Annotated in this window: 9 protein-coding genes; 8 read left to right on the top strand and 1 reads right to left on the bottom strand. The window is 37.8% G+C overall.

Going from position 1 to position 10,478, the window contains the following annotated elements:
- Positions 1-55 precede the first annotated feature (55 nt).
- Positions 56-307, top strand: a complete 252-nt coding sequence (locus tag ACIR131C_RS26635) for a hypothetical protein (RefSeq protein WP_231395400.1) — start codon at positions 56-58, stop codon at positions 305-307.
- A gap of 25 nt (positions 308-332) precedes the next feature.
- Here ACIR131C_RS26635 and ACIR131C_RS0105870 read toward each other — a convergent pair whose 3' ends face one another.
- Positions 333-1,652, bottom strand: a complete 1,320-nt coding sequence (locus ACIR131C_RS0105870) for an S-layer homology domain-containing protein (RefSeq protein WP_028089448.1) — start codon at positions 1,650-1,652, stop codon at positions 333-335.
- A 293-nt stretch (positions 1,653-1,945) separates the two neighbouring features.
- Between ACIR131C_RS0105870 and ACIR131C_RS0105865 the strand changes: the two genes are divergently transcribed.
- The 7 genes from ACIR131C_RS0105865 (at position 1,946) to ACIR131C_RS0105835 (ending at position 10,371) form a co-directional block, all read left to right on the top strand.
- Positions 1,946-3,151, top strand: a complete 1,206-nt coding sequence (locus tag ACIR131C_RS0105865) for a histidine kinase (protein ID WP_196811734.1) — start codon at positions 1,946-1,948, stop codon at positions 3,149-3,151.
- 88 nt (positions 3,152-3,239) lie between these two features.
- Entirely contained in the window at positions 3,240-3,500 is a 261-nt protein-coding gene (locus tag ACIR131C_RS0105860; protein WP_028089446.1) for a CRR7 family NDH-1 assembly protein, read from the top strand.
- Between the two features lie 454 nt (positions 3,501-3,954).
- Positions 3,955-4,677 (top strand): rubrerythrin family protein, encoded by a 723-nt coding sequence (locus ACIR131C_RS0105855; RefSeq protein WP_028089445.1) that lies wholly within the window; start codon positions 3,955-3,957, stop codon positions 4,675-4,677.
- Between the two features lie 333 nt (positions 4,678-5,010).
- The gene (locus ACIR131C_RS0105850; protein WP_028089444.1) at positions 5,011-6,252 is read left to right on the top strand and encodes a glycosyltransferase family 4 protein; all 1,242 of its coding nucleotides are present in this window, start codon (positions 5,011-5,013) and stop codon (positions 6,250-6,252) included.
- A 520-nt stretch (positions 6,253-6,772) separates the two neighbouring features.
- Complete coding sequence (locus ACIR131C_RS0105845) at positions 6,773-8,467, top strand: protein kinase domain-containing protein (protein ID WP_081677167.1); 1,695 nt, start codon at positions 6,773-6,775, stop codon at positions 8,465-8,467.
- A 304-nt stretch (positions 8,468-8,771) separates the two neighbouring features.
- The gene (locus tag ACIR131C_RS0105840) at positions 8,772-9,962 is read left to right on the top strand and encodes a M20 family metallopeptidase (protein ID WP_028089442.1); all 1,191 of its coding nucleotides are present in this window, start codon (positions 8,772-8,774) and stop codon (positions 9,960-9,962) included.
- 94 nt (positions 9,963-10,056) lie between these two features.
- Positions 10,057-10,371 carry a hypothetical protein gene (locus ACIR131C_RS0105835; RefSeq protein ID WP_028089441.1) on the top strand — a complete coding sequence of 105 codons (315 nt, stop codon included), beginning with the start codon at positions 10,057-10,059 and terminating at the stop codon, positions 10,369-10,371.
- The last annotated feature ends 107 nt before the right edge of the window (positions 10,372-10,478 follow it).

Genomic DNA, 10,478 nt, shown 5'->3' with positions numbered 1-10,478 from the left:
TGACAGGTGACAGGTGACAGGTGACAGGTGACAGGTGACAGGTGACAGGTGACAGGTGACAGGGAACAGGGAACAGGGAACAGGGAACAGGGAACAGGGAACAGGGAACAGGAAAGGAGCGTCAGCCGAACGGTTTTGGGTAACTTTACCTTTCGTTTTACCAATTACCAATTACCAATTACCAATTACCAATTACCAATTACCCATTACCAATTACCAATTACCCATTACCCATTACCCATTACCCATTACCCATTACCAATTACCAATTACCCATTACCAATTACCCATTACCAGCCTCAACTAGATAACTAGCAACTTGAGTTATTGGTTTAGTTTTTCAACTTTAAGGCCTCTGTGGCTGAAATTCCCTCACCTTGAGTACCGAAATACCATAAAGCTGCACCGGCTTCTGCACGAGTTACGGGTTTTTTTGGTTGAAATAAGGTTGTATAGCCAAAAACGCGGCGAATATTTGATTGTTCAGCATTTTGGAAATCAGCTAAAATGGCTTTCAATGCTTTTGGTTCTATATTACCTGCATCTTGAAATCCCCAAGTTTGTTTAACAGCTTCTAAATTAGCACTAGGTAAGGCTTGGCGGGTATCTAAAGGAACTTTCCATAATAGTAATTGTTCTCGCGTTAAAGGCGCGTCAGGGCGAAATAAAACCGCCGTTGCATCTCCTGATAAAATGCTATTAATTAAACCCGCTTCTGCTAATCCCTGAATCAAGGGAAAATCACCATCTTGAGACAGAATATCCCTAAAAGCTGGTTGAGTGCTAGGGGATGCTAACCGAATTTGTTTGGCTGGATTATTAGAATACATGGTATTATTAGCATTAACCAACCAGCGAGCATATTCTCGACGGGTGATGATTTTATCAGGTAGAAACTCTTGAGTGGTTTTGGGGTCGCTAGAGAATACGCCTAATAACGCTAAATCTTGTATATGCGATCGCCATTCCGGGGGTACTTTCTGTATATCAATAAATTCTGAGGTGGCTAAAGTTTCCGATTTGCTAGTTGGTTGGGTGACTATTTTGGTATTATTGGTTTTAGGCAATACCGGACCTACAAATTGGGGATTATCTGGGGAGGTGACTGAATTAGTGGCTGTAGTTTGGGAATGAGACGAATATTCAATTAATAATTTCGTCGCTGTTTGGGGTTGATTAGGTGCAGCCTTGGTGACAGTTTGTGGCTGAATTGTCACAGTAATGAGTAAATCATTACGTCTGGCTGTAAAAGTACCCTGCACATCGTCTTCTGGCTGTTGGACAAGCCAATTTTGAGCCTGAAATTGTTGACGATAAAAGCTGGTAATTAAATTACTAGGATCAGCACTTTGCCAACGAATAGAGATTTTATTTTCAGAATTAGCTGGTGTAACTTCTTCTAATTCAGCATTGGGATAAATTGGTATCTCTGGGGGAAAATCAGCCGGTAACTTAATTGTTGATGTGTTTGGGTCTGGTGTTACTTGCTGATTAGTCGGTTTAGCAAAGGGAACAGGAGTATTTTGCAGCCGAGGATCGGCAGCCAATGACTGTTCCAAGTTTTTGGCAGATGGATTGTTAGTACAAGCTGTTAAGGAAGACAGTAAAACAGCTAAACTCAAGAAAGCAGCAGGGTAGTTACGGAGAAACACAAAGAAATCACAAATTGATTTTCACCTTCAACCTTAGCATTTTTAACAACAGGTAAAGGACAAATTCGATTTTCTGGGCATCTAGTGGGAAATTCGGGTTAATAGGTGTAAAAATCAAGGCAAAAGTCGGCAAAATTCCGCAAAAATTCGTCTGATGTCAAAAACCGAGATCGGACTACAGTAGGAAAAATCTAAAATAGATATTAAATTGGAAAAAACAACGGCTATGAACCAACGTTAGTTCATTTTATTTTCTGTTTTATTTTCTGTAAAGCGTCGCCAGGTTGTTACCAGTGCTGAAACAAGATGTCATGCAAGTTTCCCAGGATCAGCCTATCTATTCTGAGGCTCCACTCCAATTGTTGCTGTTTGTTGATGGACGACCTAAGTCTCGACAACAAGTACAGCAAATTCGCGCTTACTTAAAAGAATTAGAGGCTGTGTATAATTTTGAATTACAACTTATTGATGTTGAACAACAGCCTTATTTAGCGGAACACTTTAAGTTAATAGCAACTCCAGCTTTGGTGAAAATTCATCCAGAACCACAACAAACCATCGCTGGTACTAATATCATCCCGCAGTTAAAAACTTGGTGGCCACGTTGGCAAACCACAGTGGATACATTTTTGAAATTACAGGAGGATTTACAAGAACGTCTGGATGAAAATAGCCAGTTAATATCATCTAAGCATACCATACATTCTGTTGCTACTTCATCTGCATTGATTCAACTCTCAGATGAAATTTTTCGGCTGAAGCAGGAAAAGGAGAAACTACAAGAACAGCTACAGTTTAAAAACCGTGTCATTGCCATTTTAGCCCATGATCTACGCAATCCCCTCACGGCTGCGGCGATCGCTATTGAAACTCTTCAATCTAATTACAATCCAGAAACAGGGGAATTTCCCCGCTTAAAACCAGGGATGGCACTGCATTTATTAAAACAAGCCCGCGCACAAACACGGATTATTGATCGGATGATTGCTGATCTTTTGCAAGTAGGGTTTGGTGAAGATACAGAGTTGCCCATTGTACCACAAAGGTTACAATTAGGGGAACTGTGTTTAGAGGTGTTAGAGGAATTGAGCGATCGCTATATTAGCAAATCCCAAACTATAGAAACAGATATTCCCCAAGATTTACCATTAGTGTATGCAGATCCAGACCGCATTAGGCAAGCACTAATTAATCTTTTAGATAATGCCATCAAATATACACCTGTGGGTGGTATTATTAGTTTGTCGGGACTACATCGCACCACGCAAAAAGTGGAATTTAGTATTGGTGATAGCGGTCCTGGTATTCCTGAAGAGAACCGCGATCGCATTTTTGAGCATCTTTTCCGTCTCCAACGCGATCAAAACGTAGATGGATATGGAATTGGTCTTTGTTTATGTCAACGCATTATCCGCGCTCACTACGGTCAAATTTGGGTGGATTCATCTCCCCACGGTGGTGCCTGGTTTCATTTTACTTTGCCAGTATATCCATCGTAGTCATTAGTTATTAGTTAATTAGTTATTAGTTATTAGTTAGTTGTCAGTGGTAAAACTATTACCCATTACCCATTACCCATTACGAAAAATGCCAAATTCATTAATGTATCATGAGGACGATTTCGTTGTTTTGGAAACAAATCAACCAGAACAATTTCTCACAGCGGCTGAGTTATTAACAAAACTAGAGGAAATTGTATCACAACTTTCAGATCAAGATTTACCGCCGGATGTACAAAAATTCCAGTCTGTCGCCGAAAAAGCACAATATTTACTAAATACAAGTTGTAATTTAGATGTTGGACCAGGAAAATATTTACACTGGTATGCGGTGCGCTTAGAAAAATAAAATCTCTTGAAAATCTCTTGAAAATCTCTTGAAAATCTCTTGGTAACTAGAAATCAAAGAGGCAAAAAACGCCTTGGCATCTAGTTTTGATGGGTTTGAGGTCATACAATTATAAACAGTAATCATACAAATTTAGTATCTTTTGGTCTGGTATTTATAACCAATCCAGATTTACAAAAAAACCCAGAAATTAACCCACATTTGCATACACTAAATCCTGAAAAAATATATTTATTATCTATTATCCCAGTTTATAATTTCCTGAACCGCCTCAAGCAATTACACCAGGATTAAAGATTTTGAGTTTGATAATTATCCTGAAATAGCCGAAAAAACTGGATCATTAAAAATGGGCTGATCACTATTCTATGAATACTTGAGAAATTAGTGAAAAGAGCCAATTTTCAAATCCTGTACCAAGACATAAAAAAATACTTCCCAGGCATTCAAAATTATGGATTTATCAAATTTTACCACACTACAAAATTTAGAATCTGCCTTTGCTGGTGAATCAATGGCAAATCGCAAATACTTATTTTTTGCAGCACTAGCGCGTCAATTGGGTTTTGCCGATTTAGCAAAACTTTTTAAAGAAACAGCAGATCAAGAAACTGAACACGCTTTCGCACATTTTGAATTATTACATCCTGAACTTGTAGTTAAAAATGCCGCTACTTTAAATGATGAACAAAAACGATTAATAATTTCTCGTTGTTTATCTTTAGCCATAGAAGGTGAAACCTATGAATACACTACAATGTATCCCCAATTTGCGGCCGCTGCCCAAAAAGATCGAGATGATTTAGCAGCGGCAGAATTTCTCAACCAAGCTCAAGAATCTAGTGATCATGCTCAGACATTTCGCACCGCAGCCCACCGTTTTGGGTTACTCAAATTCATTGAAAATTATCATGCAGATCGCTATCTTGAGGCCTTAGAAGTATTAAATGGTGGAGAAACTGTCACCAGAGTAATAAGTGAAGATCCTCACACTCAAAAATGGATTTGTAGACAATGTAGCATGATTTATGATCCTGTTATTGGTGATCCTGATTCGGGAATTGTAGCGGGTACAGCTTTTACGGATATTCCCGATGATTGGAGTTGTCCTATTTGTGGCGCTACTAAAAAGACTTTTAAACCTCTTGAGGAAAAAATGACGACGGATAATAAATAATCAAGAATATAGGGATGTTCTAATGGGTAATGGGTAATAGGTAATAGGTAATGGGTAATGGGTAATGGGTATTATAGGAATAATATTTGATTTTTGATAGCTTGCGTGGCGTAGCCATACAAGAATCAGTAGGTATCAATTCTGTCTTTACTGTTCCCTGTTCACTGTTCCCTGTTCACTGTTCCCTGTTCCCTGTTCACTGTTCCCTGTTCCCTGACCACACAAGTAAATTCACAGAATCAAACCGGATTCCTATATCACGATCAAAATAAAATGGCAGTAATGTATTATAAAATAAGTATCACATTGACTCAAAGATAAGTATTTACCTGTATGAAAAATGCTGCGACAATTCCCAAACGGATTTTATTCTTACATCCCAACTTTCCCGCTCAATTTCGCCATTTAGCGACAGCTTTAGCCCAAGATAGCAATTACCAAATTGTATTCGGCACTAATCGTCAGGAAGGAACAATACCTGGCGTATTTAAAGCCATTTATCAACCTTCCCGTCAAGCTGCACCCCAAACCCATCATTATGTTCGTAATTTAGAAAATGCAGTGATCACTGGACAAGCTGTATATCGAATGGCAGAAAACCTGAAAACACAAGGTTTTATTCCAGATATAATTTACGGTCATTCTGGTTGGGGTCCGACATTATTTATGAAAGAAATTTTCCCCAAAGCAGAATTATTATGTTTCTTTGAATGGTTTTATCATGGTCGCGGTTCTGATGCTGATTTTGATCCCAGTGAACCATTAAATGCAGATGATTTATGTCGTATTCGTGTGAAAAATGCCCCGATTTTAATTGATTTATATAATTGTCATCGTGGTCTTTCTCCTACTCATTGGCAACGGCAACAATTTCCCTTGGAATATCATAGTAAAATCAGTGTTTGTCACGATGGGATTGATACTAATTTTTTTCAACCCCAGTCAAATGCTAAATTAGTTTTACCCCACATTAATCTTGACCTTTCTCAAGTTACAGAATTAGTAACCTATGTAGGTAGGGGAATGGAACCTTATCGCGGTTTTCCTCAGTTCATGGAAGCAGTAGCATTAATTCAACAACAACGACCAAATTGTCATGTTGTAGTTGTGGGGGAAGATAGGGTAGCTTATGGAAAAACTCTACCAGATGGTAAAACCTATAAACAATTAATGTTAGAGAAGTTAGATTTGGATTTATCCAGATTACACTTTACTGGTAGACTACCTTATCATGAATATCTCCAAGTTTTACAAGCTTCTTCAGCCCATATTTATTTAACCCGTCCTTTTGTTTTATCCTGGTCAATGTTAGAAGCCATGTCTACAGGATGTTTATTAATAGCTTCTCATACTCCACCAGTTCTAGAAGTAATTGAAGATGGTAAAAATGGACTGTTGGTAGATTTCTTTTCTCCCCAACAAATTGCTAACAAAGTCAACGCGGCTTTAGACAATTCCCCAGATATGATTCCTATTCGCGCCGCCGCCAGAAAGACTATAATCAATAATTATGATTTAGCAACATTATTGCCACGGCATTTAAATTGGTTGTTGGGTAATACCAATTCTATGTGAGGAAAAACTACCCAGAAAAAGAGAGTGGGAGGAGGCATTACCAAGCGCCTTTCTCTCCCACTCTACCATTTGCTGCTGAAGCGTTTAGGAATTTATTCATATAGACGAAACCCGTTAATTAGGGGGGTAATTTGCAGGTTAACGATAACGCCTATATTTAGCAGGTATTCCTATGCAGCAAATACTAATTCTATTGATTTTTTAGACAATCTCTACAAGAGATTTATGTTAGTTGATTCAACCTCTTAACAATCCCTTGTTTTTGCTTGTCTCATATAATGTAGCCTGGTTTATTTAACCATGGTTGCCAATTTGGCATTTTTCTGAAATTTTTTTTCCTTGATTATTAATCTTTTAAAATCACATTTTACGGGATAATTAATAGGGGGTCAGACCCATCATTCCTGATCTGAATTGATTTGAATGGTCTGTGTTTATGTCAATTTTTTGCCATGATTTTGATTTAACCCTATCCATAACCCTCAAGAGACGCTAAAATCAATCCAGCCTTTGTATTTTCGTGGTTTTGACCCAGATAACTCAGAGTGCGGTTCACTGCATAAATCCTCATTGTCAACGTCCTTATCCTCAACCCTGGGGAAACAAATTTTGTAACAGTTGTGGCGCAAAGTTGCATTTGTTAGAACGTTACTTCCCTCTTAAACCACTAGGATCAGGGGGATTTGCTCAAATTTATACAATTTGGGATGAAAAGACACAAACAGAAAAAGTCCTCAAGGTGCTTGTAGATACTTCAGCGAAAGCCCTTGAATTGTTCATGCAAGAGGCGGAAGTTTTAAGTAATTTCCGTATTAATGGTGTGCCAAAAGTTGACGGTGATGGGTATTTTCAAGTTAATTTGATCAATCCTCAACCCCTTCAATTACCATGTTTGGTGATGGAAAAAATCTATGGCTACACTTTAGAGGAAGTATTAATAAATTACCCCCAAGGTTGTCCAGAAGATTTAGTTTTATGTTGGTTTATTCAAGCTATAGAGATTTTACAGGAGTTACACAAGCGCCAAATTATTCACCGAGATATAAAGCCTTCTAATTTAATGTTACGGACCTCTACCCCCGCTAAACCCCTCAAAGATGATAAGTTAGTCCTAATTGATTTTGGGGGCGCTAAACAAGTTAGTGGTTCAGTTTTAAAATCCCATTCTACCTCCACGCGCTTATACTCGTCCGGTTATAGTCCTCAAGAACAAATTCATGGTAGTAATGTCGGTCCTGCGGCAGATTTTTATGCTTTAGGACGGACTATGATTCAATTACTAACGGGTAAATATCCACCTGAATTGGAAGACAGTCTGACCGGAAAATTACGGTGGCGTAATTATTGTCAGATTAAACCAGATTTAGCAGACTTGCTAGATGAAATGGTACAGGATGATGTGCGATCGCGTCCAGCACACGCAGGTATTATTCACAAAAGATTATTAAAGATTGCTTCCCCATTACCACAGGAAGGATTATTTACCCGCATTAGTAAATATTTAGTGAAATTAGTCACTCAATTTTTCCAAGCTATAGGTAATACAACTTTATTTATTATTCGGGGAATATTTAAGTTTTTATTTGCTTGTTTGGTGACTTTTTGGGTAATGATTTTGACTAGTATTTCCACAGGAATAGCCACTATGATTGGTTGTATTCTGGCTTATCATAGCAGTTTAGGCGATCGCTGGCTAGAATTACTAGCCTATCAATTACCAACACTGGTCAAAAATCAACCGTACATAGCCGCAGAAACCATAGTCTACGCTTTTGCAGGTTTGGGAACAGCTTGGGGACTAAGTTTGTCAGGTTGTTTTGGACAAAAGCGACGGTTTCTCGTTTCTGCTTTAATGGGTTTTGTTGGTTATAGTTTAGGCTGGATAGCTTGTCAATTCATTCCCACTCAAAGTCATAGTGAAAACTTGGTAATATGGATTTTGATATCACTTCCCATACTGACATTAGGTTTAGGTATTCGCACTCATAAAATAGTCTATACTGTAATTCCTGGTTTGGTTAGTGCTTATTTGATCAGTGTTTTCACTAACTTAGGATTAGGACTACATTTATTTCATTTTTCCAGAGAACCGCAAGGGTTTGATATATTTTCACCTCTAGGTTTTTTTAGTCTTGTGAGTATCTTAATTAGTTTTTGTTTAAGTATCAGCTATTACTTAATTAGTCCTTGTTTACGTTGGTTAGGTTGGAGGTAAAAAAACCTCACCAAAACACAGATACCCCTGGTTCATTTTGTGGTGAACCAGAGGTATCTCATAATTGGTAGACTATAAATCTTTCGGTATACTCAAGTTGACACTAATGTACACTCTTTGTTCCCATTTGCATAGTTCTGTAATAACAATTTATATAATTTTTGTATATTCTTAATTATTTCTTTATATTTGAGATTTACTTAAGTAGCAAATTTTCTAACTTTTCTTGTTACGTCAGTAGCATTTTAGGTGCAAACACTTCTCTATGATGAAATAATCAGTTAATTACATGATAATTATTTCCATGCTAAACAGAATCAAAGAATTAGCAACAAGTATATCATCTCGATTAGTCGAAATTCGCCGACATATTCATGCACATCCAGAATTGAGCGGAGAAGAATATCAAACCGCTGCTTTTATTGCTGGTGTATTATCTGCCAATGGACTGCACGTAGAAGAGGGAATAGGCAGAACAGGTGTGATTGGTGAATTAAAAGGGACACAATCTAGTGATAATATACTGGCAATTCGCACTGATATGGATGCTTTACCTATTCAAGAACGTACAAGTTTAGAATATGCTTCTCGGATTCCCGGAGTTATGCACGCTTGTGGTCATGATATTCATACTACAGTAGGTTTGGGAACAGCGATGGTACTTTCCCAGATTGCCTCAGAATTGGGGGGAAAAGTGAGGTTTATATTTCAACCAGCAGAAGAAATAGCTCAAGGTGCAAATTGGATGGTAAAAGATGGAGTTATGAATAATGTTGCGGCCATTTTAGGGTTGCACGTTTTTCCTTCCATTCCCGCAGGTTCGATTGGTATTCGTTATGGTGCGTTAACAGCCGCAGCAGACGATTTAGAAATTATTATTATTGGTGAATCTGGACATGGTGCGCGTCCCCATGAAGCCATAGATGCGATTTGGATTGCATCACAAGTAATTACATCATTACAACAAGCAATTAGTCGTACCCAAAATCCTTTACGTCCCGTAGTATTAAGTATTGGTAAAATAAGTGGTGGGAGAGCGCCAAATGTAATTGCTGATAGAGTACAATTATTGGGGACAGTGCGATCGCTACATCCAGAAACCCGTAATAATTTACCAGATTGGATTGAGAAGATAGTAGCTAACGTTTGTAATTCTTATAATGCGAAATATCAAGTTAATTATCGTCAGGGTGTACCTAGTGTCCAAAACGATAATACGCTAACGCAGTTATTACAATCAGCAGCCGAAGAAGCGTGGACTAATGAGCGTGTACAGATTTTACCAGAACCATCCTTGGGTGCAGAGGATTTTTCTGTTTATTTAGAACACGCCCCTGGTGCAATGTTTCGCTTGGGTGTAGGCTATGAAGAGAGAATAATTAATCATCCCCTGCATCATCCACAATTTGAAGTTGATGAATCTGCTATTATGACAGGAGTAGTCACCCTAGCTTATGCAGCTTACAAATATTGGTTAAATAAGTCAGAACCGTGATTTGGGTGATTAGGATTTCCATGATCAATTAATCAAACAAATCAGGTTTTGAAATTCCTCTTTAAATAAATTCAAAAAAGTCAGACCTTCAATTATGTCACAAATCGAAACCATAGATTCAAACCCATCAGAAAAAAGCATTGATAACTGGTACTTGGTAACTGTTCGTTCCAAAAAAAGAGAAGTATTTTTGAAATATTTGAATATAGCTATCAGCCAAAATCAACTACAAGACTTGGTAATAGAAATCAAAATTCCCCAAGAAGCAGTTTATCAAGACATTGTTTTATTAAAAACGAGTAATTTCAAAACTGCTTACATACAACTAAAAAATATTGAATGTTTCCAAAATATCGAACGTAAACCATTACCATTACAACAAGTAAATAGAATGTTAGGGATTACTTAAAACCTCCAGAAGAAAATAGAGACAGGGAAAGTAGATAAAGAGTGAGAGTTTGAGAAATGGAGTTTTTGATTTTCACACCTCAATTCAGCAACACCAAAAAATTCCTC

The sequence above is a fragment of the Dolichospermum circinale AWQC131C genome (genome assembly GCF_000426905.1).
GTDB classification, from domain to species: domain Bacteria; phylum Cyanobacteriota; class Cyanobacteriia; order Cyanobacteriales; family Nostocaceae; genus Dolichospermum; species Dolichospermum circinale.
The sequence above is the reverse complement of the archived record's forward strand: the minus strand, read 5'-3'. Positions and strand labels throughout refer to the sequence as shown.